Genomic DNA, 24,517 nt, shown 5'->3' on the forward strand with positions numbered 1-24,517 from the left:
ATAACCCTTTTTTATTAGTAATTAGGGATGCAAGGTAGTCGAACATAGTCATTCTCCTTATTGTTGAGATACTATATTTTACGCAACTTGTTCCTATTGTACTAATTATAATTAATCTTCAGGTGTAACATCTTTGGGTGATTCGGTTGAATAATAGTGTGTTTTACGTGGTGCATCTGGTATGATAATCCAAGCTAGAATGTAAACTAGCGTACCAGGAAATGCGGCTGAAAAAATTGAAACAGCGACAAATATAATTCTCACGAGTGTGGAATCCCAACCAAAATATTCGGATATACCGCCGATAACGCCACCAATCATACGATTGCTACGTGAACGTGTAAGTGTTTGCTTTTTTGCCATGATAGAACTCCCTATTTATAAGATATTATAATGTACTATAAATTGTGCAGTGAAAAATCAAGTTTAGTATATCTTGATTGTACCAGAATCTATAGCAGCATCAATTGTAAACTCTGGATTTTGCCCATAAACACCACGTTTATAGTTATCCACATTTTTTTCAAAATTAATGTTAGTGTTTCGTTCCATATTAATCACACCAGATCTAACGGATAGATCAAAATTAAAATCCTGCGTTTCTGGCGCGGTGACTCTGACTGTACTAGCATTTGCTCGAAGTTTGAGATCATCTGTTAGTTTAGATACGCGTAAGCGTAATGGTCCTGCTTCTACACTAAATTGACCACCACCGACAAAATTATCGGCTTGAATTGAACCAGAGGTAACACTAATTTTAGCGTGAGGAATTGTGGCGTTTTTTAGTTTAATGCTACCAGATTTATTGAAAATTTCTGCGCCTTGAAGAGATAGCTCATCAACTTGAATTGATCCTGAGTTAATCTCCCAGATAGCATTTTTTGCTTTAAGATTATGTCCTTTAAAACTACCAGCATGAATAACAATATCAAAAGTGTCTAGTATTAAATCGTGTGCAGTGATACGACCACTATGATTAAGGATTTTAATACGCCCTTTCTCAAAATTTTTAGGAAGACCAATATTGATGAGAGAACGAACATGAAAGAGTAAGGGTTGTTCACCTTGTGATATTAACACACGATCGTCATCTTCTGTAACTGCTGCAAAATATCGGGCATTATCGCGGCTGAAATATTCATCTACAGTGATTAAGTCTGTTTTATCATTCGTATAAAAATTAATAGCTGTATCCTTGTAGTTGAAAATGAATTTTTTATCACTGATAGGTATTTGTACATTATGATGAGCAGTAGCCCAATGAGGCGCAGTGGTATTTTTATCATTCTCAAATTGCGCGTGATTCATTGTCATGTCGTCGTTGAACTGATAATATTTTTTGCCAACACGTGCACCGTCATGATCAACATGTAGCCATTCGCCGAACTGTACTTTGTCATGTTTACCATCAATAACAATATCATCCCCTAAGCGAACACCTTGATTATTAATATGTAAATTACCAACATGAAAGCCATCATCTGAAATATCGAAAAAAGGTGTCTTCTTTTTCTTGTCACCTTGAGATGACTCATCTGCGCTAGTTTTTTGACTTAACTCACGTAGCACGGTATCAATGTCACCTAGTTGATCAAAAGTATCATCAAGCGCTTCATCATGAGACTTATCTTGTTTGGCAAAATCTTGATAAGCTTCCATTAAATCAGCAACGAGTTCCTCTTTGAATTCTGTCAGTTCTGAATTAGGTTTGTATTTTGAAAAGATGACGTCTAGACGCGTACGTATTTCCATTTCAATTGATGTCATGATACGTCTCCTTTAGCTATCGTATCGGTAATGAGTCGATTGATAATATCCTTGGCAAATTCCCAGTCTTGTAGAGCCACAGCAAGATTTTGTTGACCAGTTGCGGTGATTTTGTAATATTTTCTTCGGGCACCTTGAGTTTCATCGCCCCAATAACTAACGACATCCCCGCTTTTTTCTAAACGTCGAAACGCAGTATATAGTGTTGCCTCGTTTAGTTCATATTGTTGTTGGCTTAATATGCGAATTGATTTAGAGACTTGGTAGCCATAAGAATCCCCCTGATTGAGAATATTTAATATAATTGTATCGGTATGTCCACGAATCAGATCTTTTGAAATAGTCATTTGATTACCTCTTATAGGTTGTAACTATATCATAAAACAAATTACTATGGTTGTCAAAGTAATTTGTTTTATGGTAGTGTTTTAATCTAATGATTTTAAGTGTATAGTGTGTTAAATTAGTTTTCAGGCAGTGTTTCTAAGGAAATGTTGGCAGTTACTGACTAATATGGTTTAGAAAACAAACATTATAATCTATAGGAAAGCGTTGAATAATGTATTTGAATAGTTTCAAAAATGCAATATTTAGGAATCTTTTTGCTAGCATTGTACTGAGTAATTTAGCTAATAGCATAGCAAATATTTCTTTAATTTGGTTGGCATATAACAGGTTTGGTTCACCAATAGTTATTGCTGTGGTTTTGGGTGCACTACAGTTACCAAGTATCATTCTCGGTCCGATTTTAGGGGGATTATTAGATAAATTCAATAAGTTGAATTTAATGATATTTGCTAATACAATCAATATTTTTGTTTTTCTATTTTTGATTTTCAATGGTTTAAACAATCATATTGATCTTTTAGTATTCATTGTTTTATTAATTATAAGTGGTGCGATGAAACCTCTACTCATGGGTGGTGACTCGATGATTATTCAAGAAATTTTTCCGAGCGGAAAAGAAAGAATGAAAGCAAATGCATTTGTTACGATGAGTTTTGATATGACATATATTTTTGGTTCGTTAACGTCTGGTTTGGTGTTGGCTTTAGGATATGGCATCAAAATTTATGCATTAGTTTCTGTCTTTTATGCGGTAATCACGTTGTTATTATTCAAAATTCGTGGCATGTTCACTTTCAATCAAGAAAGTAAACAAGTGTCTCATGAGTTGTCTTATTTACAAAACACAAAAAATGCTTTTCATATTATTTTTAGAAATAAACAATTAGTATTAGTGTTATTAATGGACTTTTTTTGGAATATGCTGCTCTGGGCAGGACTTGCTGTGTTATTGCCTGTGATGGTAAAACAAATATTACATTCAGGATCACAACAATATGGTTTATTAGAATCAATGACATCCATTGGCATTATTGTTGGTTCGTTTGTTGTTGGGCAAGTTGAAATAAAGGAGAGTTGGTTGATCAAAGGTGTAGTAGTGGCGATTGGTATTCATGGTATTTTATTCTCACTTATTGGCTTCCTTAATAATGTCTATTTGGTTTCTTTCGTGCTAGTTATTATTGGTGTCGGTGTTTCTCCAGCTTTGATATACAAAACAACATTTTATCAACAAACATTTGATGAAGAAGCCAAAGGGGCGCTTTTTACAATATCTGGCAGTATGACGTCAGCGAGTTATCCAATTGGTATTACGTTGACAAGTATCCTAGTAACATTTGGAAAGACAACCGTGCCATTTATTTTTGCCGGATATGGTGTATTAATTAGCTTGTTAGCATTGTTGGTTTATCACAATATCAAGGACACCAAAATAAAAAATAGCAGTTATATCGACTAGATTAGTTAGTATTAACAAAATGATTACCACAAAGTAATGTATTTGTCTATACATAAGAATGGGCACAGCTACAAAGATAAATCTGGTATAATAGAAAGCATTATTGTTCAAGAGGTAACAAAGGGGAGAAAAGTAATGAGTAAAAGAAATCAAGTAATTATCGCCATTATTGCAACACTGGTGATCCTGGGTATCAGTGTTATTAATATACTGAGTCTGACAGAAATTAACGGCATCAAAGTTGAAGGACAGAAAATGCTTCTGCTAGCTGCTGTTGCTAGTGTGGTGGGTGTAATTTTTGGTGCACTGATTAATAAGCTATTTATTTGGCTGTCACAATTAGGTCAAGAAGAAAAGCAGTCAGTATCATTTTTAACATCATGGTATGCTACAGGTGTTAGCCAATTACCATTTGCAATTGTTAATATATTTTTGATAACTGTTCTTGGTCTATATAATCGAGGTAATGATATTGTTACTATCGTGAGTGGCCTAATAGATACATTATTTTTTGTGCTTATTTTACGGTCAGAGAAAATAATTACACAACGTACACAGATTATTTATACTGTAATTATGGTTGTATTAACGCTTGCAATAGGTCTCATACCAATATTATTGAAATAAGTATGAAGGAATCTAAGGATAATTAAGGATGTGACATGAAAAAGCGTACAAAGGTAGTATTGATCACTGTTTCTAGTGTTGTGGCAGTTGGATTGTTAACTGTTACAAGCATAACAACTTATAATAAAATGACACACAAGGCATCATCAGTAACCAAAAAAGGTTATCAGTCATATCGCGTGACAAGCTCGCCAGCGTTGTCGATGTCTGGTAAAATTGTGGCAAATAAAACACAAACATTAAATTCACCATCTGGTAAAATACAGCAGATTAATGTGAATGATGGACAAACCGTTAAGAATGGTGAAATTCTGTTGACAGTAACTAATACAGATATACAAGAAGCCATTGAAGCACAAAATGATGTCATTTCTAAGGCTACTCGTGGTGCAAGCGCCACCGCAAGTGCGTTAAAGAGTGCACAACAACAATATCAACAAGCATCTGATGAAGAAGGCAAGGCCGCCTTAAAAGACACTGTAGCACAGGCACAGCAAGCGACAACTGATGCTAATGCTGATCTACAAGATGCACAAAATAAACTTGTTGAGTTACAAAATAAACTTAATGTTAGTTTAACGGCACCATTTGATGGCATTGTTTCAGTAGACAACAATACCAAAGATGGTATTCCTTCTTTAACAATGAATACGACGGAAAAGGTTTTGCGTGCTACGGTGTCAGAGTACGACTATGATAAAATTCATAGTGGTGATAGTGTCACTGTTAGTGGCATTGATGGTACACCGACACAAACGACAGCGATTGATAAAATCGAACAAATTCCAGCAGAACAAGGTAAAGGAACAACGTACTATCCTTTCTCTGCTAATGTCAATGGCGATTTCCTTTACGGACAAAGCGTTAAAGTAAAGGTACCACAAAATGACCTTAAGATTCCAAGTTCGGCTGTCTATAAAGGTAGTATTTATAAAGTAATTGATGGTAAAGCTAGTCGTATAAACGCTGACGTAACGAAATCAGGCACAAGTTATTTCATTAAATCAGGTGTGGTTAAAGGTGAAAAAATTGTGCTTAATCCAGATAGTCATTTAAAAAATGGTGAGGCGATCAATGATTAGTTTATCAGCGATTAGTAAAAGTTATCGTCAAGGAAATGATAATTATCAGGTGTTACATAACATTAATCTTATGATTAAGTCTGGTGAATTTGTAGCAATTATGGGTCCGTCTGGTTCTGGAAAATCAACTTTAATTAATATTATTGGTTTTTTAGACCAAAATTTTGATGGTAACTATGCTTTCAATGATGTTGTTGTTAGTGAGCTTAATCGTAAACAACATGCACAACTACGTAACCAATCGGTTGGATTTGTATTTCAGAATTTTAAGCTCATTACTAATCAAAGCGTGGGTGAAAACGTTGGATTACCCTTATTGTATGCCGGTATGAAAAGACGTGACATTGTGGCACGTGTTAATGAGGTCCTAGCACAAGTTGGTTTGCCAGATAGTTATCATAAGTTACCAAAAAATCTTTCTGGCGGTCAGCAGCAGCGAGTAGCGATTGCGCGGTCAATTGTTACAAAACCTAATTTCCTAGTGGCTGATGAACCAACAGGGGCACTTGATTCAGCCACTTCAGCAGAAATCATTGCATTGTTTAAAGATCTGAATAGTCATGGGACAACGGTAATTATGGTAACTCATGATGAACAAGTTGCTCGTCAAACTAATCGGTTGATCAAGATATTGGATGGTCGTATTCAAAGTGACGAGGAGGTAAATCATGCAAATACGTGAACTATTTGTGAGTGCTTTCCGATCATTGGTGTCTAATAAGCGGCGCAGTATACTGACTATGATTGGGATTATTATCGGTATTGCTTCGGTTATTACGATTTTGGCTTTAGGGGATGGCGCGCGCGTTGCGATGCTTAAGAATTTACAAGCTAGTGACAGTGGACAACAATCTACAGAAATTAATTTCGCAGCAAGCGGTGATAGTAAGATTAGTGGTTTTAGTGATGACGATTTAAATCGTATACGAGAAAACAATCAAGTCAATAAGGTTAGTGTACAGTCAGATGATCATGGTATTTTATCAGCTGATGGATCTGTAAATGGTAAAAACATCAATCCAATTGTCTATTTGACATCGCGAGCAAATGATGACCATTTAATTTCAGGTCAAGGAATTACCAAAAATGATAGTTTGGTTAATAATCCGGTAGCGTTAGTCAGTCAATCTTTGGCTAAAAGAGGCTACCGCAGCAACCGTAATGCCTTAAATTCTGGTATTGAAATTAATGGCACGACGTATACTATAATTGGCATCATTAGTGATGATGCAACACGTGGTAGTTATAATAATTATGATGTGGTAGTTCCCCGCCAAGTGTTCCAGTCAAATAATGCAGATGTTTCAGCCAACACACTGAAATTAACATTTGTTACTGGGGCTAATGTTTCAGAGGAGACTAAGAAAATTGCAGAGCAGCTTAACAGTAGTGGCTCACAACATAATGCAGGGTCATATGAATTCTTTGACATGGCAGCAATGCTCAAGGGCGTTAGTGCAGTAATTAAGGGAATTACTTACTTTATAGTCGCCGTAGCAGGTATTTCCTTGTTTATTGCTGGTATTGGTGTCATGAATATGATGTATATTGCTGTGAGTGAACGAACACAAGAAATTGGTATCCGAATGGCAGTAGGCGCCTCACAGCAACAAATATTATGGCAGTTTTTGATTGAGGCGGTGATGTTAACCTTGAGTGGTGGCATGATTGGTTATCTCAGTGGACTCGGTATCGCTATGGGAGTTTCGGTTTTTCTACCATTTACAGCAACTGTTTCATTGTCAACATTTTTACTGGCATTTGGTACGTCAACGGCTGTTGGTTTGGTGTTTGGTATATTGCCAGCTAAAACAGCAAGTAACAAGAATTTGATTGATATTTTGAGATAAACCAAGATATTTAAATGACATAAAAAATTGCAAGTGTGCCAGTTTTTGGCACACTTGCAATTTTTTAATATAGTGATTAGTCTTTTAGAACAGCAACCATGAAGTCCATAAAGTCACGAACAAAACGTTGGGAGTTAACACTAACGGCAATTTTAGTTGTTGTTGGTTCAAGTAGTCGTGCTTTGTCGCCAATTGTACGGCCATAGTCTTTTGTGGTCTCATCGAAAGTGACATGCATATTCAAGGGTATGGTGACGACGTAACTTGGGTCAATGGCTACAGCGACAGCCAAGGGATCATGTAGTGCGGCACCATGATGATCGATATTTAATTGATCATAAGCATCAATATAGAAATCCATTAAATCGGCATAAGTAATACCAGCTTGTGTGCCTAAGTCACGCCACTGTTGTGTTTCATTTTTGGTTAATAATGTGCGCAAAGTGACATCTAAGCCAACCATAGTTAAATTTTCTTGTGTTGTGAAAACATGATCTGCTGCTTCGGGATCTTGATTGATATTTGCTTCAGTAAAAGGCGTCACATTACCTGGTACGGTAAGTGCACCACCCATTAATGTGGTGTTACCAATCAAGTTGGCAATTTTTGGATCAATTTCTAAAGCCTTGGACATATTTGTTAAAGGGCCAGTAGGCACATAAACTAAGGCATCTTGATACTTATGTGCCATATCAATCAAAAATTGAATGCCACTTGTTTGTTCAATCGTTCGTGTGGCAGGTTTTAATAACAAATTGGCAATACCATTATCACCGTGAATAGATTTTGATATAGGCATGACGTTAAAATTTTCAGTCGTTGATGAATGTGATTCACCTAAATAGACTGGAACGTCAGTTGCACCTAGTAAATGCAACAGGTTAAGTGTATTTTGTGCGGAGGTTTCGACTAAGGTATTACCATATGAGGCAATCACCCCGATAAGATCCACACGAGGATCACATACAGCCAAGGCCAAAGCCAATGCGTCATCAATACCTGTATCTAAATCCAAAATCATTTTTGTTGAAGCCATACTAAATCGCCCCTTCTCGAGATTGATTCATAACAGGAATTTGTTCTAAGAACCAATCTTCAAATGCCTGTACATCTATATCAACTGCAACCTTTGCATTAACTTTGCCATTAGACCAACGATTTTGTGTGTCCGCGATCGTTGCACCAGCAGCTGGGCCGTTTGTTATCACATCAACCCAATAATCTTTTGTTGTATAAAATTCTGGTTTCAATAAGTAACAAATCGTGTTGACATCGTGCATTGGTTTGCCACCTGGTTCACTATCACCATATGCTGTCATCAATTTTTGTAGCATGCTTCCAGATTCACCAATATGAGCCACATTATCAATAGTTTTAAGTGGTAATAAGGCTTTCAATGTCACATCAAGCCCAATCATAACAATAGGGACACCGCTTTTAAAAACAATGTCAGCAGCGTCGGGATCTGTAAAGACATTAAATTCTGCTACTGATGAAACATTGCCACCAGATAGTGAACCACCCATCAAAACAAATTGTTTAATTTGTTTTAATAGTTCAGGGTGTTGTTGGATGAGTAAGGCAATATTAGTGTACGATCCAGTGGCAACAATAGTCATCGGCTCTGGTGACATTGATAATACTTGTGCCATAGCTGTTGTCGCATCGACTGGCAAGGTTTTGGCTGTGACTTGTGGGAAGTCATAACCAGGCATGCCTGATTTTCCGTGAATATAAGATGCATCAACGAATGGCTTTTTCAACGGCGCTGAGGCACCGCTTGCAACTGGTACATTGGTTTTATTAAAAAAAGTAGTTAATTTTAAAAGATTGTTGGTTGTTTTATCAACAGAAACGTTACCAGCAACGCTCGTTAGTAATTTAATATCAATTGCTGGGTGTGTTAGTGCAATTGACAACGCAACTGCATCATCAATACCTGGATCCATATCTAAAATAATAGGGGTTATGTTGTTCATTTTTTGCCTTTCTAATTCATATTGTTAAAGTTTACCAAACAAATAAACCAGCTGTTGCTGCTGACAATAGTGAGACTAAAATACCAGATAGTAGCATATATGGGACACGCGAACTAATATAATCATTTTTTTCTTTGCTAACTAAGCCTTTAAAGGCACCAATGATCATACCAAGTGTACCAAAGTTGGCAAAACTTGTTAAGAAGACAGTCAGTACAACACGAGCATGTTCATTGGCAAATAAACCTTTACCAGCCATAATTGACTTGGAAACTTCACCCATAACAACAAATTCGTTGGTAACCAATTTTGTTCCCATGAATTGTGCTAATTTGAAAGCATCGTCTACGCTGAATCCAAGCAACCAAGCAAATGGGAACATGATAACACCGAAGATATTTTCAAGTGTTAACCAATGTAGACCAGTTAAACTAAATAGCTGATTAATTAAGGCAGCCAGCGATACAAAGGCGATAACTGTTGCTGTGATGATTAAGATTAATTTACCGGCACCAAGAATAGAGTCGCCTAAGAATGAGAAGAAGGGTTCCTTTTTAGTGCCTTTTTCATTGATATTAACAATGACATCATCTTCTGGGGCAACCTTATTAGGATTTAAGATAGAGGTGATCACAATGGCACCTAATATGTTAAGTGGAATAGCCGTTAGAACATAATTTCCAGGAACCATTTGTGTGTATGACCCAATAATTGCCGAAGTGACACAGCTCATTGACATCATGGCTAATGTTAAGTTACGGCTTGCTGACATATTGTCTAATTGGGATTTAGAAACGGCTAGTACTTCAGTGTTACCAAGAAACATCATTTCAATGGAGAAGAATGCTTCGAACTTAGGTTGCCCAGTGACGAAAGCCAAACCTTTACCAACCCACTTAATTAACCAAGGGAGGATACCAATATATGTCAAAATGTCAAAAAGTGGGACAACTAATAGGATTGGTAACAGGGCTGAAGTAACGAAATTTGGGCCACCATTGTTTGATGTCAACCACTCAGGCAAAGCAAAGGCAATACCTTGTGATGCAACAGACACGAGCCAATTGAATCCATCAGCCGCGGATTGGACTGCAATTTGCCCAGCTTTGAATTGCGTAAAGAACCAGGCAAGGGCTAATTCAATAATAAGAACGATACCAACAGATTTCCACTGGATATGCTTTCTATCTCTGGAAAACAGAGCAGCAATAGCAATGAAAACAACGATACCAAGGGCATTAGCAAATAAAAACATAGTTCTTCCTTTCTCGAACAGAAAACAAAATAAGTAAATCGTTTAACCGAAGACATTGTAGCACATATTATTTGAAAATGGAAACGCTTTCAATAATCGTTTTAGGGTACAATGGATATATTACAGTATACCATTACGATAAGGAATAGAGTTTATGCGCAAAACTTCAATTAAAGATGTCGCTAAAAAAGCAAATGTGTCTATTGCAGCAGTTTCTCAAATTTTAAACGATAAGGGTCAACGATTTTCAAAAAATACGATAGAAAAAGTTCTGCAAGCAAGAGATGATTTGGGATATGTTCCTAATAGCGCTGCTCGAAACTTGAAGGGACCACATAATCGTTTAATTGGTATTATTGTGCCATCGTTTCGGATGCCTTTTTTTGCAGATATTATTCAGAGTATGCAAGATAATGCGCCATCAGATGTTAACCTGGTATTTTTTGGTTCAACTGATGAAAATTTGCAGCGTGCCATATACTCTTTAGTTGAGCGTGGGGTACAAGCACTCATTTTTGGTAAACCAATTCCTGATCGTGCAGAAATGAACGAATTTTTAAAAAAAAGACATATTCCTTATTTAGTACTTGATCAAAATGCTGACATTAATGCACAAGATATGGTGCAAACAAATGAATTTACAGGGGGAAGCCTAGTTGCAAGTCATCTTCTTTCATTAGGGCATCGAAAAATAGCATTAGTGTTGCCTAATACATTGACTGATAATATGCGTCAACGCCGTTCAGGTTTCTTGGATACCTTATCTACAGCTAATTTGGCTCCTACTACTATTATAACCGCAACGCTATCCAAACATGGAGGATTAGCTGCAGTTCATCAATTAATTCAAAGTGAAGCAACCGCAGCTTTCGTATTAAACGATGAAATGGCTATTGGTGTGTTGCGTGGTTTGGCGTATCAAAACGTCAATGTGCCTGGTGATATTTCCATTGCAGGTTATGATGATACTGATTATGCAGAATTTATGATACCAACTTTAACGACTGTGACGCAACCGGTTTTAGAAATCGGTCGTGCTGCATTAAACATGATATTACGTCGATTAGATCATCCTAATCTACCATTTCAAACTGCTTTTTTTGATGTCAAACTGGTTGTACGAGAATCTACTGGACCAGTGAAAAAATAAATCAGTGCTAATTATATAAGATACAAACTTTTATAATTGAAGGTGTATCAACATAAAAATCATGATTGAGAGTACAACGCTGTTGTTTGGTATTATCATAAATAAAGACGATTATCAAAAAGATAATCGTCTTTATTTATGACTGATCTATATCCATAAGTTCGGACAAGGAAGCCATGCGTTTTTGAAATGTAGCTAAGGGTTCGGGTGTAGGCTGGCTCATCCATACAGAAATAAAGGTCATTAATGTTTCAGTTAAATAGGCAGTATCTAAGGTGTTTTGTGCAGTGTCTGGTAGATATTTAATGAGAACAGACCGATACTTTGATCTAATGAACTGCATCCAAATATTTTTAATATATGGTCGTGTATATAGAATATGAAGGAACTCTTTTTTACTGTACAATAGTGGTGCCATGTCATTTATAAATACTGAAATGGCACTGTGATTTGAAGATAAACGTTCCTCGACCTTGATTTTAATGTCTTGATCGATATTGTTTATAAATGCATAGACCAAATCGTCATAGGAAGGAAATAATTTTTGAATACGTTGAGTTGATAGACCAGATATTTGCTGGATTATTTCGATATCTGGTGCTTCTTCACGACATCGAGACATAGCTTTATAAAAAGCTGAAAATATAAGTGCTTCCTCACTAATGTTTTGTGGATTAGTTGTTTGTGACATGAAAAAGTTTAGCGGTAAGTCGAAAGTCTCAATGATTGTTAGCATCATGGCTGTCGTGGGGTGACCTCTTTGACGCTCCCAATTTGACACCGATTGATAGGAAATGTAAACTTTTTCAGCAAACTCTTGTTGTGTTAAATTGTGGGCTGTACGTAATTGTTTAATTTGATCGCCAATAGTCATAGATACCCCAGAAAAATTAATTATTTAATAATTATATCATACAGCAAATTAAGAAGTAATCAATATTTATTAGTGAAAAATGAGTAATATAAGCAATATAAGTGAATTGGCCGTTGAAGTTGATACTATCTAAAAGCTGTTCGAATCAATATTGGTGTCGATTTTAGTGCATAAATACCAACAATTTGGACCTGATGATTAATTTTAAATTGTATATACTATTCCTAAAACTGCGGTTAGTCATCAGTTTTACTTGAAAATAAGTGAATGAACATTTACTATTAACATATAAGTATCGTTTAAATGACTAAAAATTTTTAGGAGATAAATATGATTATTTACTTTTCGCAGGGTGGTCACACCAAGAAAATTGCCGAAAAAATTGCAAGCAAAACTGGTGATCGACTATATGCAATTGAGTTATTTGATCCCTATCCGGTAAGCACATTGAAGGCATCACCGAGAATTGGTAGGGAAATTGTTACCAATGATATACCAAAAGTTAAAAAGGCGCCTAAAAATGTCTTATCAGACGATATCATTTATCTTGGCTACCCTATGTTTGGCATGGACATGGCGCATGCTATGAGAGGTTTTTTACAAGCTAACGATTTATCTGGTAAAGTGATTAAGCCATTTATGACAAGTGGCACTGCCACGTTAAAAATGAGTTTAAAAACATTGAAAAAATTAGCACCAAACAGCACAATTGATGAAGCCTTTGATCCTCAAAAATTGTAAATAACTTTGCTGAGTGAATTGCTATTGAGTTTATTAAATGGGGTGTAGAAACTATGACTGGTAAGCAAACAACAATTATCGTGATATCAGCAATAGTTGCTGGTATCGTTAATGAATTTATTATCCCATGGGGTAGTTTTATTCAAAATAATCTATTGACAATCATAGTAAAACTCATTATATTATCTGGGACAATTTATGTAACCAGTAAAAGTTTAAAGTTAGATAAAATTGACAGAAAATAAAAAATGCCATAACTTGAACAGATGTTTACGCTGTTCAAGTTATGGCGTTTTTATTTATTAATATTGAGATGGGGACGACATTTTTAATGCTATTGTGACCCTGAATTATCATGTACATAAAGGGTTTAATAAGTTAGTACTTGACAATAATAAAATAAAGCGTTAAATTGTAATTAAAGAAAGCGCTTACACAGTAAAAATGTTTAGCTTCTTTTTTTGAACAAAAAGTAAAACGTTTTACTAAAAAGGAGAAGAAATGAAAAAGATTGGCGTATTGAATTCGGATGTCTCGGCAGTTATTGCTAACATGGGGCATCAAGATTGGCTGGCAGTTGGCGATGCTGGTACACCCGTTCCTGCTAACACAAAAAAGATTGACTTGAGTGTCAAAAACGGTTTACCACATGTTGTAGAAGTGATTGACAGCATTCTAATTGAGTTAGAAGTTCAAAAAATTTATTTGGCAGAAGAAATTAAGTCAGGTAATCCAGAAATATTACACCAGATACAGGAAAGATTTTCGGACCAAGTAGCCATAGAATTTATCTCGCATGAACAACTAAAACAAAATTTAAACAGTAGTAAAGCATTTATTAGAACTGGCGAAATGACACCGTACGCCAATGTTATTTTAGAAAGTGGTGTTGTGTTTTGATGAAAAGGAAAAGTGAAAAAGATGAAAATTGATATGATTGGTATTTCTAAGTCATTTGGTAATAATCACGTTTTACGTGACGTAGATTTTCATTTAGGAAGTGCGGAAGTGCACGCCTTAATGGGTGAAAATGGTGCTGGTAAATCAACATTAATGAATATTTTGACTGGATTAATAAACTCTGATTCGGGGACAATTTTGGTCGACGACCAAGAAGTTCATTTCAATGGACCTAAAGACGCAGAAGAACATGGCATTAGTTTTATTCATCAAGAAATGAACAATTTTGGTGAAATGACGGTTTTAGAAAATATGTTTTTAAATAATGAAGTCAAAAACAAATGGGGTATTGTAGACGAAAAAACAATGCGTACAGCAGCATTAAAAATTTTTAAAACTTTGCATATTAATTACGATTTAAATGAAATAATTGGAAACTTAAGCATTGGTGCGCAACAAATGATTGAAATTTCCAAAGCAATGATGTCTGACGCCAAGGTCATTATTATGGATGAGCCGACAGCGGCCTTAACTAATTCTGAAATTACTTCTTTATTTACCACTGTTAATAATTTAAAAGCACAGGGGGTCAGTTTTATTTATATCAGTCATCGTGTTGAGGAAAATATGAAAATTGCCGATAAGATTACGATTATGCGTGATGGCCACACAGTCGATGAATCTTTAATATCTGATAATAGTGTTGAGAAAATTGTCACTAACATGGTGGGAAGAGATATTGGAGACTTTTATCCAGAGCGACATGTACATGCTGGCAAAAAAGTTTTGTCGGTTAGTCATTTTGAAAGCGAAGGTAAATTTCACGACATTAATTTTACTGTTGAGGCAGGTGAAATATTAGGATTTTCGGGTTTAATGGGTTCGGGACGAACAGAAGTTATGCGAGCAATTTTTGGAGTCGATCATAGAAACGCTGGGGATCTTTTAATTAATGACAAAAAAGTTAAAATTACTTCGCCGTCGGATGCTATCCAGCATGGTATTGGATTTGTTACTGAAAATCGAAAGGATGAAGGTTTGATTTTGGACTTTTCAGTTTCTGAAAATATTATCATGCCGAGTCTAAAGGATTTAGTTAAGAAATATTTCATTGATGAAAAAGTTAAGGATGATTTTGTCAACCTGTTAGTAAAACGATTAACTATAAAAACAGAAGGTACTGATATTAACGCAGGTAGTTTATCTGGTGGAAATCAACAAAAGGTTGTCTTAGCAAAATGGATTGGTGCTGGTAGTAATATTTTAATTTTAGATGAACCAACTAGAGGCGTTGATGTCGGAGCAAAGCGAGAAATATATGATTTGATCAATGAACTAACTGATCGTGGTGTAGCTATCATTATGGTTTCTAGTGATCTACCGGAAATTTTGGCAATGAGTGATCGTATTGCCGTCATGTATGAAGGACAGATGATGGCTATTGTTGATAATAGTCATCATGTGACAGAGTCTGATATTATGACACTTGCAACTGGAGGAAAGATGAATGACTAATACTGATCGTGAACAAAAAGTGGTAAAAGAAGTGAAAGACAAAAAAGTATTACAAAAATTGTCGGGCTTAGGGCCAGTTCTGGCGTTAATAGTTTTAGCCTTAATTACAACAGTGATGAATCCTAGTTTTCTTGATCCAAATAACTTACTCAATCTTTTGAGGCAAGTCTCAATTAATGGCTTGATAGCGTTTGGTATGACTTTTGTTATCTTAACGGGTGGTATAGATTTGTCAGTCGGTGCCATTTTGGCTTTGACATCTGCGCTGTCAGCGATGATGATCACCAGCGGTGTACCAACACTTATTGCAATGTTAATTGGTATTATATTTGGTGGTTTGTTAGGTGGCTTGAATGGTTTGCTAATTACAAAAGGTGGGGCTGCGCCATTTATCGCCTCTTTGGCCACAATGACAATTTTCCGTGGCGCAACTTATGTGTTCACCGATGGCAATCCAATTACAAGCAAAGTCATGAATGACAGTTTCATTTTCCAATTTATTGGACGTGGTTACTTTTTCGGAATACCAGTGCCAGTAATTATTATGTTGATTTCATTTTTAATCCTTTATATGCTTTTGCACAAAATGACCTTTGGTCGTAAGACATACGCTTTGGGTGGCAACGAAAAAGCTGCATTTGTTTCAGGAATTAAAGTTAATCTTACAAAAACATGGATTTACGTTATTTCTGGCATTATGAGTTCAGCTGCTGGTATGATTCTAATTTCACGTTTAAGTTCTGCGCAACCTGATGCAGGAACAGGATTTGAAATGGACGCCATTGCTGCTGTTGTTCTGGGTGGCACATCGCTGGCTGGTGGCCGTGGCCGCATATTTGGCACACTGATTGGTGCATTGATTATTGGCACATTGAATAATGGTATGAACTTAATTGGTATTTCTAGTTTCTATCAGCAAATTGTCAAGGGTATTGTGATTATCATTGCTGTTTTGATAGATCGTCGAAAGAAAGTTTAAGTGAGGAGCTAAAATATCATGACAAAAAAAATATTGAGTATTGCCGTTGGCGCTTTGGTATTGATTTATGCTATTGTGTTCGTTGTTTCTGGTCGAGCTGTATTTTCAATTAGCAATCCATTTCAAACTAATACGGTGTTGCAACATAAAAAACCAAGTGAGTTAAAAATTGGTGTGTCATTATCTACTTTGAATAATCCTTTCTTCATTTCTATCAGGCAAGGTGTTACTGAAACAGCAAAACAGTCTGGTTCAAAAGTTCAAGTTTATGATGGTCAAAACAGCACTAATAAGCAAAGCAATGATGTTGAAGATTTAATTCAAAAGAAGGTAGATGTTTTAATTATTAATCCAGTTGACTCTTCAGCTATTACCCCAGAAGTCAAGTCAGCTAATGAGGCTGGCATTCCAGTCATCACCATTGATCGTTCATCTGATGGTGGTAAAGTACTGAGTTTAGTGGCTTCTGATTCAAAAGAAGGTGGTAAGATGGCTGCTGACTTTATGATTAAGACACTTGGTCAGGGGGCAAAAATTGCTGAATTACAAGGAACGCCAGGCGCTTCAGCTACACGTGAGCGTGGTGCTGGTTTTGATAATACGGCAAAAGGACACTTAGACATTGTAACCAAGCAGACAGCAAATTTTGATCGCACTGCAGGTTTAAATACGGCAGAAAATATTGCCCAAGCTCATCCTGATATCAAGGGATTATTTTCTCAAAATGATGAAATGGCATTAGGAGCGGTTCAAGCATTGAAGTCAAATCCAGATGTCGTTATTGTTGGTTTTGATGGATCAGCTGACGGTATTAATGCGGTTGAAAAGCGACAAATGGCTGCAACTGTGGCCCAAAAACCAAAAGAAATGGGAAAACTGGCAGTTCAAGCTGCTTACAAACATTTCAAAGGTGAAAAGGTATCAAGTCAGATTAAATCACCTTTAGAATTGATTGTTGCGGATAAATATAAATAACCATTGAAAGTGATTATGAAAGGTTTTAAATGATGAATAAGATTGTTGTGATTGGAAGTTTGAACATAGATTTGATTACCAAAGTGGGGCGCTTACCAGTTCAAGGAGAGACCATGTTGGTCAGGGAGCAGGAAAATAGTTTTGGCGGAAAAGGTGCAAACCAAGCTGTAGCTGCTGCTAGACAAGGAGCGGATGTTACCTTTATTGGTGCGGTAGGTAATGACGAAAATGGTGTCGCGTTTAAAAAATTATTGCGTCAAGAAAATATTAATACTGATTATATTGTTTCAAAAAATAAAAGTACAGGTTCAGCAGTTATTTTATTGGAAGAAAATGGACATAATACGATTTTAGTGAATGGTGGTGCTAATATGTGCCTTAACATCGCTGATATTCAAAAAGCTAAGCAGTCAATTCAAGAAGCAGATGTCGTTGTTGCACAGTTGGAAGTGCCAAGTGAGACCGTTACCGAAGCTTTTAAAATTGCTAAGCAAGCCGGCGTGATGACTATTTTAAATCCTGCACCAGTTAGGCAAAGTTTAGATAAAACGTTAATCAGATATACCGATCTTGTTATTCCAAACGAAACTGAAGCTGCTTCACTGACAAATGAAAAACCCACGACTGATTTATCGATTATCGAGCACACAATTTATCAAGACTTGAAAGCACAAGGGTTGAACAATGTCATTATTACATTAGGAGATAAAGGTGTTTACTATAATGTTTTGAATAAAAGTGAACGACTACCAATTTTCAAAGTCAATACATTAGACACGACTGCTGCAGGAGACACATTTATTGGTACTATCATATCAGAGATACACACAGATTTTTCAAATCTCGAGGATGTTTTGTTGCGAAGTAGAATAGCTAGCTCAATTGCTGTTAGTAGAGAAGGGGCGATTGCATCAATACCCTACAGAGAAGATATAGTGGAACAGTTGGCACAACGCAACATCAGTGCGGGGGTATTATGACGATAACACAAGAAAATTTTAAACAAAAAGCTGCGTTTGCTGCGCTTGACTATATTAAAGATGGCATGGTTGTCGGTTTAGGAACAGGATCCACAGTAGCGTATCTGTTAGATGCCTTGTCCGACAAAAAAATGGACATTATTGGCGTGACAACATCTAAGGATACTTCAAAAAAATGCCGCGCACTAGGTATCAGAGTCGTTGATATTGACACTGTTGATCATATTGATGTCACAGTGGACGGTGCCGATGAAGTAGACTCTTATATGAATGGCATAAAAGGCGGTGGTGCTGCACTTTTAATGGAAAAAATTGTAGCCAAAAACTCCAATACCAACATATGGATTGTTGACGAGAGCAAAGTACACAGCGTGTTAGGAACCTTTCCTTTACCAGTTGAAATTATTCCTTATGGCAGTGGCAAACTTTTTCAAAAGTTTGAAGACAAGGGATATCAGCCTGTTTTAAGAGTTGATAATTATAATAACCCGATTGTCACTGATACAGGACACCATATCGTTGATTTACATCTAAACTATATTGATAATCCACAAGAATTAGCTGATTATTTGGAAAGACAAGTTGGTGTTGTAGAACATGGTCTATTCTTAAATATTGCTGATGTCGTGATAGTTGGTGGTGAACAAATTAAAATTAACACCAGACGCTGACTTTCTGGCTACTAGAATAAAACGAGATACTAATAAATTGTCCCTTGAAAGCTCAAACAACTTTCAAGGGACAATTTATTTTTTGTAGTAATTTATATTTTTTTTGCTGACATGTATGTTAAAGTTAGGTTTTAGTCATCTAATTATGTTGTCAAAATTGTTTGACAATGATAAATACCAGCATTATAAACATCTTTGGCAGACATAATCGTCTAATAAACTTAAACTAGAAATAATCAAAGGGAAGATATTAAATGAAACTAGGTAAACAAATAAAAAAATATCGCAATGTGTTGGACTATTCTCAGGAACAACTCGCAGAAAAAACGTTTGTCTCAAGACAAACAATTTCAAATTGGGAAACTGATAAAAGCTATCCAGATATTCAAAGTCTTTTGTTACTTAGTTCAATATTTGATACTTCCTTAGATGAACTAGTTAAGGGAGACTTACAGATTATGAAAAATGAGATACAGAATGATGGTAGCAATAGGAAATTAAATCTATATTCTTGGATTATGGTTTTTTCGTTTTTGTTAACTGCAGTATCAATGGGACCAATAATCCTGTCTGATAATTTAGTTCTGATGTGTATACCATTTTTATTACTTATTCCTGCGCTATACTTTAGTAGCAGAGTAGAAAAATTAAAAAAATCATCTGATCTAATCACTTATTCAGAAATATTAGCGTATATTCAAGGTGAATCAGTTGATGAATTAAGAAAGTATAGAAATAAAACATCTAACTTTTTTGAAAAATTTGCTATTGTATCCATTTTTTTAATAGTGTTTGTTGGTATTTGTTTCATTTCTATATGGCTAGCAAAAATTTTTATGTCATAAAATTTGTGAATTTTAAAAATTGATATGACTATTAAGTGAAGTGAACTTGATGATTCGGATAAAATAAAACTTATTAACATATAAGGTGAAGATCATTCTCGACGGAGATTATCATCACCTATTTTTGATTTATTCTAAAATAGGTGATGAAACATAGGTCGCACGGATTTTTGCCACTAGATGTCGCGTATAGAATATTAAGTGGTGATGGCTGCCAGTGACTGTTTCAATTAATTATTTTTTGGAGGTGCACCCATGTACGTTCCCAATTTGATAATGATTGGTAAGAAATATAAATTTCTTAAGAAAACTCTTGTTGTGTTAAAGTGTGAGCTGTACGTATTTTTTTAATTTGATCACCAATAGTCATAGGTACTCCAGAAAATTAAATATTTAATAATTATAGAATACCGCAAATTGATAAGTAGTCAAGACGTATTAATGAAAAAATGAGTAATATAAAATAACATGTGCCAATATTAAAAAGTATTAATTTACAAACTTTATCTTAATTATGATACATCAAATTTTTTTGTAATCATTAGCATAGCAAGCCTTTAATGCAAAAATATAACACTAGTCATTGATTTATAGAATTTAAATTTGACTTACATTGATCGACCGGTTAAATAACCCGGTGATCTCACTTAACGGTGAAAGCTCACCAACTTTTGATATTAAGTTAACTAACTCATACTGAAAATAAAATTAAATGCCGACTTGACAAAATTTTATTTAGAGATAAGATGAAATTGTTCACAAACAGGAGGGGAATTTATGGTTTGAAGCAGCCCTAATCAAAATATTTTTCGAAGTTACAGATATGAAAAAGAACCTAATGTAATTAGCAGAAGAATCGTCGGGTGATGTTTCAGAGGTATTAAATCATGGATCAATCGTTGAGGAAGGCATTTATTAAGAATTAACGGCTAAAAAAGGTTTATATTATAGAAATTTTGTTGATAAAAAATAGACCGAAAGGGAAAAGAGTTAATGGATTTAAATAGTGAGTACGTTCTAACAACAGATCACTTAACAAAAAAATACGGGACACAAATTAGTGTTAACAATCTAAGTATCCATTTAAAAAAGGGTCAAATTTATGGACTACTAGGTAAAAATGGTGCTGGTAAAAGTACTACCATGAAGATGATTTTAGGTTTGATTAAACCTAGTTCTGGTATATATTCACTGTTTGGGAAAGATATGTCGCGTATTTCAAATAGTGATTTAAAAACGGTTTTGGCTAGAGTAGGAAACACAATTGAATCGCCGGGATTTTATCCTAACTTAACTGGAACTGAGAATTTGCGAATATTTGCAAGGTTACGAAAGTTACCAGAAGGTACGATTGAAGATTCATTAAAGAAATTAAAATTACCTTACAAAGACAAAAAACTGTTTTCAGAGTATTCTTTAGGTATGAAACAACGGCTAGCAATTGCTAATGCAACTATGAATTCACCAGAACTTCTAATCCTAGATGAACCAATTAATGGATTAGACCCAGAAGGTATCGTGGATATCCGTAAATTACTAATAGATTTAAGTCAGAATCATGGCACTACTATTTTAATATCTAGCCATATTTTATCTGAAATTCAACTTGTTGCTAATGATATTGGTATTATTGATAATGGCGCTTTGCTAATTGAGTCTTCATTGAAAGAATTAATTGAGCAAAACAGTAATTCGTTTATTTTTAAAGCCTCAAATAGTGCTAGCATAGCCCGTGCTGCAAAGATTTTAGAGCAACAATTTAAGTTGAGAGATGTGACAATTGTTGATGAGCAAACTTTATCTATTGGACACGCCATTACCAACTCTGCCGAAGTTATTAAAACATTTATTAATAATGATATTGATATTCAAATGGCTTATTTAGAAGAAGGAACGCTCGAAAATTATTTTAAATCTATTACTAATGAGGGTAGCCATAATGATTAGTCTCGTATCTTGTGAATTTAAAAAATTAAAACGTAATAGTATTTTAAAATATACTGTTCTAGCTGCTTTTTTATTTCCAGTCCCTCTTTCCATATTGGCATTACATGCTAATATGTCATTTGATAAATTAAAAATGTTCGTTTTTATTTTTGGATTTTACTTATTAATGCCCATTTTTATGGGCCTAATACTGGCAACGCTAATCTTTGAAGAACGAGATAATAATACCTTAAAAAACATTTTAACAATTCCCATTTCTAAGAAACGTCTGCTGTTGGCAAAAATTGTAATAGCGCTAATAATCGGCTTACTTTTTTCAATTGTCTCTTTAATATTACCAATCGTACTGGGCATAGTACGTGGAAATATCAATATTGAACAACTTGTTTCAACAGTGTGTCTGGGGTTGATCATTGGTATTATGGTAACAGTAGCGGCTTTACCATTGCTTATAGTGGTTTTGAAAATCAAAAACAACTATCTTATGTCGTTTGTCGTGAGCTTGGCATACACTGTCTTGAGTTTCGTAATCTCACTACAATATAACCGATTTCCGTTACCACTTTCTGTGGTTTTTAAGTGGTCGCTACCGCATATTTCATCTGGAACGATGTCGCCAAGTATCACTCGACTTTTTTTCTCCACTACCTCTTGTATCGGAATTTTATGTATTGTTGGGATTTTATCCTATTTCGTAACGGTAAAACTATTCGAAAGTGAGGCAGAGTAGAAAGTGGGAACATTAATTATCAATGAATTTCGAAAACTTAAGAGATGTGACGTTTTATTCGTATTTTTTATATCTCTCATCTTCACTGATTTACTTGCGGTGTTTCAATTATATAGTGGTAATGAGCAATCAGTTTATAACTACACTGATTTTATGAATATTGTCATATGGGATACTTTTAGTTTAGTTTTACCTGCAATGATTGTTATTTTTAGTAATTATTTAATTAATCTTGAAAATATTTCAGGAGCACTCAAGAATAACTTAACTTGCGCAGTTTCTGTTAGTCAATTATATGCTAGTAAGCTAATTATCTTATGCTTAATCAACTTGGCGTTTGCTTTGTCAAATGCCTTCTTAACATACTTGCTATTTCTATTTTTACCACACCGGAGCGAACCATTGTATAGTTCTTTTAGTGTAATGGTTCAGTTACTTGGTACTAGTTTCGGTGTTTTTATAGCTGTTTTACCAATTATAATATTGTTTATTCGTCAAGCATCGTCCTATTTAAACGTTGTCGTTGCCTTTGTCTATGGTTTCATTGGTGTCTTTGTAGCTGGGCAAAATCTACAAGACTTTTATCCAGTGACCGCTTTTTTAAAAATTGTTAATTATAATAATGGGTCATTAATTTATCATGGAAATACAAGTTATATAACTGTATTCATAGTATTGTTATGTTCAATAATCATCTGGATACTGGTGGCACAAGGTTTAAATAACACCGATTACTCATAATACTTTGGGTCAAATCACAAGAACAGTATTAACTTTACTTTCAAAAAGTTAGATTTTAATTTTTGAGTTGAGAAACATGATTCTGTTTTGAAGGATGCATTTGTGTTAAAAGAACTTGTGAGTGGTTATTGATAAGACATAATATTTTTGATTGGTAGATAAGCACTAAGGGACTAAAAAAACAATATTAATTTAAATGGGTAAATTAACATTGTCTTTTTAGTTATGGGTACTCACAAGACCATGAGCAACGATATTGAAAATTTGCTTAAGCGACATTAAATTAAAACAAGAATTTTTCTTTCCTCCCAGTACCCCAAATGGTATTAATTGGTTCAACACCGAAAGCAAGCATCAGAATAAATGTCCAGAAAGTTATCGGGTTTCTTCATTTTTTCGCATTTTAATTATATTTCTTCATGAGGTAAGCGTGAAAATACATTATGAAAAACTAGGTAGCTCTCTAAGTTACTTAATGATTATAAATGCAAGAAGGTTTTTTATCTTCTTTGGCCAAGTATATTTAAAATCCATAGTATTAGACGCATCAAATTTGTTTAACATAAACAACACGCGGACATTTAGCAAGAAGACAATCCAAATGACCCAACCAATCCATCCAAGCTTAATAACATTGAATAAGTCTAGTAAGTCTACTACCAACAAAATATTAACAATCACTAATATGTTCCGATAGATGGGCTTTAAATTCTTTTTAACTGTTTGTTTTTCCAAAAATAAGCGCATTTGCTTGTCTTCTCGCAATATTTCATCTATGGAAAATTTAAAATAATCACTTAATTTAATTAAGGTCATAATGTCGGGATAGCTATTACCATTTTCCCAACTAGATATTGTTTGTCTAGTGATAAAAAAATCATCAGCAATTTTTTGTTGTGTTAGATTCATGCCCAAACGAGCAACTTTTAGTTTTTGTCCAAAATTCATAGTTTTCTCCTAAACGTATTATTTCAATCCTAATTGAATAAGTAAAGCAAATATTATTTGCTAGCATTAAAAGCTATCATATTAACTAAAATTGACTTGATATAACCTAAATTCATACAGTCAGTTTACCGTAAGACAGTAGGGTGAGCTGTAT

The 24,517-nt window shown here is 34.9% G+C and carries 26 protein-coding genes; 18 read left to right on the forward strand and 8 right to left on the reverse strand.

Translation table 11 applies throughout. From position 1 onward, the window contains the following. Positions 1-111 precede the first annotated feature (111 nt). From K5Q13_RS04605 to K5Q13_RS04615, 3 genes are all read right to left on the reverse strand, one after another. The gene (locus K5Q13_RS04605) at positions 112-363 is read right to left on the reverse strand and encodes a PspC domain-containing protein (RefSeq protein WP_220740423.1); all 252 of its coding nucleotides are present in this window, start codon (positions 361-363) and stop codon (positions 112-114) included. 63 nt (positions 364-426) lie between these two features. Then, the gene (locus tag K5Q13_RS04610; protein ID WP_220740425.1) at positions 427-1,767 is read right to left on the reverse strand and encodes a DUF4097 family beta strand repeat-containing protein; all 1,341 of its coding nucleotides are present in this window, start codon (positions 1,765-1,767) and stop codon (positions 427-429) included. Then, entirely contained in the window at positions 1,764-2,114 is a 351-nt protein-coding gene (locus tag K5Q13_RS04615; protein ID WP_220740428.1) for a PadR family transcriptional regulator, read from the reverse strand. Before K5Q13_RS04615 ends, K5Q13_RS04610 begins: the two co-directional genes overlap by 4 nt. 212 nt (positions 2,115-2,326) lie before the next feature. Between K5Q13_RS04615 and K5Q13_RS04620 the strand changes: the two genes are divergently transcribed. The 5 genes from K5Q13_RS04620 (at position 2,327) to K5Q13_RS04640 (ending at position 7,133) form a co-directional block, all read left to right on the forward strand. Beyond that, complete coding sequence (locus K5Q13_RS04620) at positions 2,327-3,574, forward strand: MFS transporter (RefSeq protein ID WP_220740430.1); 1,248 nt, start codon at positions 2,327-2,329, stop codon at positions 3,572-3,574. A gap of 135 nt (positions 3,575-3,709) precedes the next feature. Beyond that, on the forward strand, positions 3,710-4,201 hold the full coding sequence (locus tag K5Q13_RS04625; protein WP_220740432.1) for an MFS transporter: 492 nt from the start codon (positions 3,710-3,712) through the stop codon (positions 4,199-4,201). Positions 4,202-4,236: 35 nt separating this feature from the next. Then, positions 4,237-5,283 (forward strand): efflux RND transporter periplasmic adaptor subunit, encoded by a 1,047-nt coding sequence (locus K5Q13_RS04630; RefSeq protein WP_220740434.1) that lies wholly within the window; start codon positions 4,237-4,239, stop codon positions 5,281-5,283. Continuing rightward, on the forward strand, positions 5,276-5,965 hold the full coding sequence (locus K5Q13_RS04635) for an ABC transporter ATP-binding protein (protein ID WP_220740436.1): 690 nt from the start codon (positions 5,276-5,278) through the stop codon (positions 5,963-5,965). Before K5Q13_RS04630 ends, K5Q13_RS04635 begins: the two co-directional genes overlap by 8 nt. Then, positions 5,952-7,133 carry an ABC transporter permease gene (locus tag K5Q13_RS04640; RefSeq protein ID WP_220740438.1) on the forward strand — a complete coding sequence of 394 codons (1,182 nt, stop codon included), beginning with the start codon at positions 5,952-5,954 and terminating at the stop codon, positions 7,131-7,133. Before K5Q13_RS04635 ends, K5Q13_RS04640 begins: the two co-directional genes overlap by 14 nt. A 76-nt stretch (positions 7,134-7,209) precedes the next feature. Here the strand turns inward: K5Q13_RS04640 and K5Q13_RS04645 are convergent, their stop codons facing one another. From K5Q13_RS04645 to K5Q13_RS04655, 3 genes are read right to left on the reverse strand one after another with little or no spacing between them, the layout of a single operon-like run. Beyond that, complete coding sequence (locus tag K5Q13_RS04645; protein ID WP_220740440.1) at positions 7,210-8,169, reverse strand: nucleoside hydrolase; 960 nt, start codon at positions 8,167-8,169, stop codon at positions 7,210-7,212. A 1-nt stretch (position 8,170) separates the two neighbouring features. Then, positions 8,171-9,103 (reverse strand): ribonucleoside hydrolase RihC, encoded by a 933-nt coding sequence (rihC, locus tag K5Q13_RS04650; RefSeq protein WP_220740680.1) that lies wholly within the window; start codon positions 9,101-9,103, stop codon positions 8,171-8,173. Between the two features lie 40 nt (positions 9,104-9,143). After that, positions 9,144-10,367: a NupC/NupG family nucleoside CNT transporter gene (locus tag K5Q13_RS04655; RefSeq protein ID WP_220740442.1), complete on the reverse strand. Its 1,224-nt coding sequence runs from the start codon at positions 10,365-10,367 to the stop codon at positions 9,144-9,146. Between the two features lie 154 nt (positions 10,368-10,521). Here K5Q13_RS04655 and rbsR point away from each other — a divergent pair, with 154 nt between their 5' ends. Further along, positions 10,522-11,517: a ribose utilization transcriptional repressor RbsR gene (gene rbsR / locus K5Q13_RS04660; RefSeq protein ID WP_220740444.1), complete on the forward strand. Its 996-nt coding sequence runs from the start codon at positions 10,522-10,524 to the stop codon at positions 11,515-11,517. 136 nt (positions 11,518-11,653) lie between these two features. On the opposite strand, the gene K5Q13_RS04665 is transcribed toward rbsR, so the two are convergent. Further along, complete coding sequence (locus K5Q13_RS04665; protein WP_220740446.1) at positions 11,654-12,391, reverse strand: helix-turn-helix domain-containing protein; 738 nt, start codon at positions 12,389-12,391, stop codon at positions 11,654-11,656. A 330-nt stretch (positions 12,392-12,721) separates the two neighbouring features. On the opposite strand from K5Q13_RS04665, the gene K5Q13_RS04670 reads away from it, so the two are divergent. From K5Q13_RS04670 to K5Q13_RS04725, 12 genes are all read left to right on the forward strand, one after another. After that, complete coding sequence (locus tag K5Q13_RS04670; protein ID WP_220740448.1) at positions 12,722-13,132, forward strand: flavodoxin; 411 nt, start codon at positions 12,722-12,724, stop codon at positions 13,130-13,132. Between the two features lie 53 nt (positions 13,133-13,185). Further along, complete coding sequence (locus K5Q13_RS04675; protein WP_220740450.1) at positions 13,186-13,377, forward strand: hypothetical protein; 192 nt, start codon at positions 13,186-13,188, stop codon at positions 13,375-13,377. A 256-nt stretch (positions 13,378-13,633) separates the two neighbouring features. After that, positions 13,634-14,032: a D-ribose pyranase gene (rbsD, locus tag K5Q13_RS04680; RefSeq protein WP_220740452.1), complete on the forward strand. Its 399-nt coding sequence runs from the start codon at positions 13,634-13,636 to the stop codon at positions 14,030-14,032. Positions 14,033-14,053: 21 nt separating this feature from the next. Continuing rightward, the gene (locus tag K5Q13_RS04685) at positions 14,054-15,547 is read left to right on the forward strand and encodes a sugar ABC transporter ATP-binding protein (RefSeq protein ID WP_220740454.1); all 1,494 of its coding nucleotides are present in this window, start codon (positions 14,054-14,056) and stop codon (positions 15,545-15,547) included. Beyond that, positions 15,540-16,526, forward strand: a complete 987-nt coding sequence (locus tag K5Q13_RS04690; protein WP_220740456.1) for an ABC transporter permease subunit — start codon at positions 15,540-15,542, stop codon at positions 16,524-16,526. The genes K5Q13_RS04685 and K5Q13_RS04690 overlap by 8 nt, the downstream gene beginning before the upstream one ends. Positions 16,527-16,544: 18 nt before the next feature. Further along, positions 16,545-17,501: a D-ribose ABC transporter substrate-binding protein gene (locus K5Q13_RS04695; protein WP_220740458.1), complete on the forward strand. Its 957-nt coding sequence runs from the start codon at positions 16,545-16,547 to the stop codon at positions 17,499-17,501. A gap of 29 nt (positions 17,502-17,530) precedes the next feature. After that, the gene (gene rbsK, locus K5Q13_RS04700) at positions 17,531-18,481 is read left to right on the forward strand and encodes a ribokinase (RefSeq protein WP_220740460.1); all 951 of its coding nucleotides are present in this window, start codon (positions 17,531-17,533) and stop codon (positions 18,479-18,481) included. After that, a complete protein-coding gene (gene rpiA / locus K5Q13_RS04705; RefSeq protein WP_220740462.1) occupies positions 18,478-19,152 on the forward strand; it encodes a ribose-5-phosphate isomerase RpiA in 675 nt (224 codons plus the stop codon). The genes rbsK and rpiA overlap by 4 nt, the downstream gene beginning before the upstream one ends. Positions 19,153-19,406: 254 nt before the next feature. After that, the gene (locus K5Q13_RS04710; RefSeq protein ID WP_220740464.1) at positions 19,407-19,997 is read left to right on the forward strand and encodes a helix-turn-helix transcriptional regulator; all 591 of its coding nucleotides are present in this window, start codon (positions 19,407-19,409) and stop codon (positions 19,995-19,997) included. Positions 19,998-20,990: 993 nt separating this feature from the next. Then, positions 20,991-21,944 (forward strand): ABC transporter ATP-binding protein, encoded by a 954-nt coding sequence (locus K5Q13_RS04715; protein WP_220740466.1) that lies wholly within the window; start codon positions 20,991-20,993, stop codon positions 21,942-21,944. Further along, entirely contained in the window at positions 21,937-22,674 is a 738-nt protein-coding gene (locus K5Q13_RS04720; protein ID WP_220740468.1) for an ABC transporter permease, read from the forward strand. The genes K5Q13_RS04715 and K5Q13_RS04720 overlap by 8 nt, the downstream gene beginning before the upstream one ends. A gap of 3 nt (positions 22,675-22,677) precedes the next feature. Next, complete coding sequence (locus K5Q13_RS04725) at positions 22,678-23,415, forward strand: ABC transporter permease (protein ID WP_220740470.1); 738 nt, start codon at positions 22,678-22,680, stop codon at positions 23,413-23,415. Between the two features lie 468 nt (positions 23,416-23,883). Here K5Q13_RS04725 and K5Q13_RS04730 read toward each other — a convergent pair whose 3' ends face one another. Beyond that, positions 23,884-24,363 (reverse strand): helix-turn-helix domain-containing protein, encoded by a 480-nt coding sequence (locus tag K5Q13_RS04730; RefSeq protein WP_220740472.1) that lies wholly within the window; start codon positions 24,361-24,363, stop codon positions 23,884-23,886. Positions 24,364-24,517 lie beyond the last annotated feature (154 nt).

The organism is Leuconostoc miyukkimchii (assembly GCF_019656055.1).
Taxonomy (GTDB): Bacteria; Bacillota; Bacilli; order Lactobacillales; family Lactobacillaceae; genus Leuconostoc; species Leuconostoc miyukkimchii.

Bases quoted from the DNA above. Each gene is read 5' to 3' on its own strand.
- K5Q13_RS04605 (WP_220740423.1), bottom strand. From the start codon at position 363: ATGGCAAAAAAGCAAACACTTACACGTTCACGTAGCAATCGTATGATT.
- K5Q13_RS04610 (WP_220740425.1), bottom strand. From the start codon at position 1,767: ATGACATCAATTGAAATGGAAATACGTACGCGTCTAGACGTCATCTTT.
- K5Q13_RS04615 (WP_220740428.1), bottom strand. From the start codon at position 2,114: ATGACTATTTCAAAAGATCTGATTCGTGGACATACCGATACAATTATA.
- K5Q13_RS04620 (WP_220740430.1), top strand. From the start codon at position 2,327: ATGTATTTGAATAGTTTCAAAAATGCAATATTTAGGAATCTTTTTGCT.
- K5Q13_RS04625 (WP_220740432.1), top strand. From the start codon at position 3,710: ATGAGTAAAAGAAATCAAGTAATTATCGCCATTATTGCAACACTGGTG.
- K5Q13_RS04630 (WP_220740434.1), top strand. From the start codon at position 4,237: ATGAAAAAGCGTACAAAGGTAGTATTGATCACTGTTTCTAGTGTTGTG.
- K5Q13_RS04635 (WP_220740436.1), top strand. From the start codon at position 5,276: ATGATTAGTTTATCAGCGATTAGTAAAAGTTATCGTCAAGGAAATGAT.
- K5Q13_RS04640 (WP_220740438.1), top strand. From the start codon at position 5,952: ATGCAAATACGTGAACTATTTGTGAGTGCTTTCCGATCATTGGTGTCT.
- K5Q13_RS04645 (WP_220740440.1), bottom strand. From the start codon at position 8,169: ATGGCTTCAACAAAAATGATTTTGGATTTAGATACAGGTATTGATGAC.
- K5Q13_RS04655 (WP_220740442.1), bottom strand. From the start codon at position 10,367: ATGTTTTTATTTGCTAATGCCCTTGGTATCGTTGTTTTCATTGCTATT.
- rbsR (WP_220740444.1), top strand. From the start codon at position 10,522: ATGCGCAAAACTTCAATTAAAGATGTCGCTAAAAAAGCAAATGTGTCT.
- K5Q13_RS04665 (WP_220740446.1), bottom strand. From the start codon at position 12,391: ATGACTATTGGCGATCAAATTAAACAATTACGTACAGCCCACAATTTA.
- K5Q13_RS04670 (WP_220740448.1), top strand. From the start codon at position 12,722: ATGATTATTTACTTTTCGCAGGGTGGTCACACCAAGAAAATTGCCGAA.
- K5Q13_RS04675 (WP_220740450.1), top strand. From the start codon at position 13,186: ATGACTGGTAAGCAAACAACAATTATCGTGATATCAGCAATAGTTGCT.
- rbsD (WP_220740452.1), top strand. From the start codon at position 13,634: ATGAAAAAGATTGGCGTATTGAATTCGGATGTCTCGGCAGTTATTGCT.
- K5Q13_RS04685 (WP_220740454.1), top strand. From the start codon at position 14,054: ATGAAAATTGATATGATTGGTATTTCTAAGTCATTTGGTAATAATCAC.
- K5Q13_RS04690 (WP_220740456.1), top strand. From the start codon at position 15,540: ATGACTAATACTGATCGTGAACAAAAAGTGGTAAAAGAAGTGAAAGAC.
- K5Q13_RS04695 (WP_220740458.1), top strand. From the start codon at position 16,545: ATGACAAAAAAAATATTGAGTATTGCCGTTGGCGCTTTGGTATTGATT.
- rbsK (WP_220740460.1), top strand. From the start codon at position 17,531: ATGATGAATAAGATTGTTGTGATTGGAAGTTTGAACATAGATTTGATT.
- rpiA (WP_220740462.1), top strand. From the start codon at position 18,478: ATGACGATAACACAAGAAAATTTTAAACAAAAAGCTGCGTTTGCTGCG.
- K5Q13_RS04710 (WP_220740464.1), top strand. From the start codon at position 19,407: ATGAAACTAGGTAAACAAATAAAAAAATATCGCAATGTGTTGGACTAT.
- K5Q13_RS04715 (WP_220740466.1), top strand. From the start codon at position 20,991: ATGGATTTAAATAGTGAGTACGTTCTAACAACAGATCACTTAACAAAA.
- K5Q13_RS04720 (WP_220740468.1), top strand. From the start codon at position 21,937: ATGATTAGTCTCGTATCTTGTGAATTTAAAAAATTAAAACGTAATAGT.
- K5Q13_RS04730 (WP_220740472.1), bottom strand. From the start codon at position 24,363: ATGAATTTTGGACAAAAACTAAAAGTTGCTCGTTTGGGCATGAATCTA.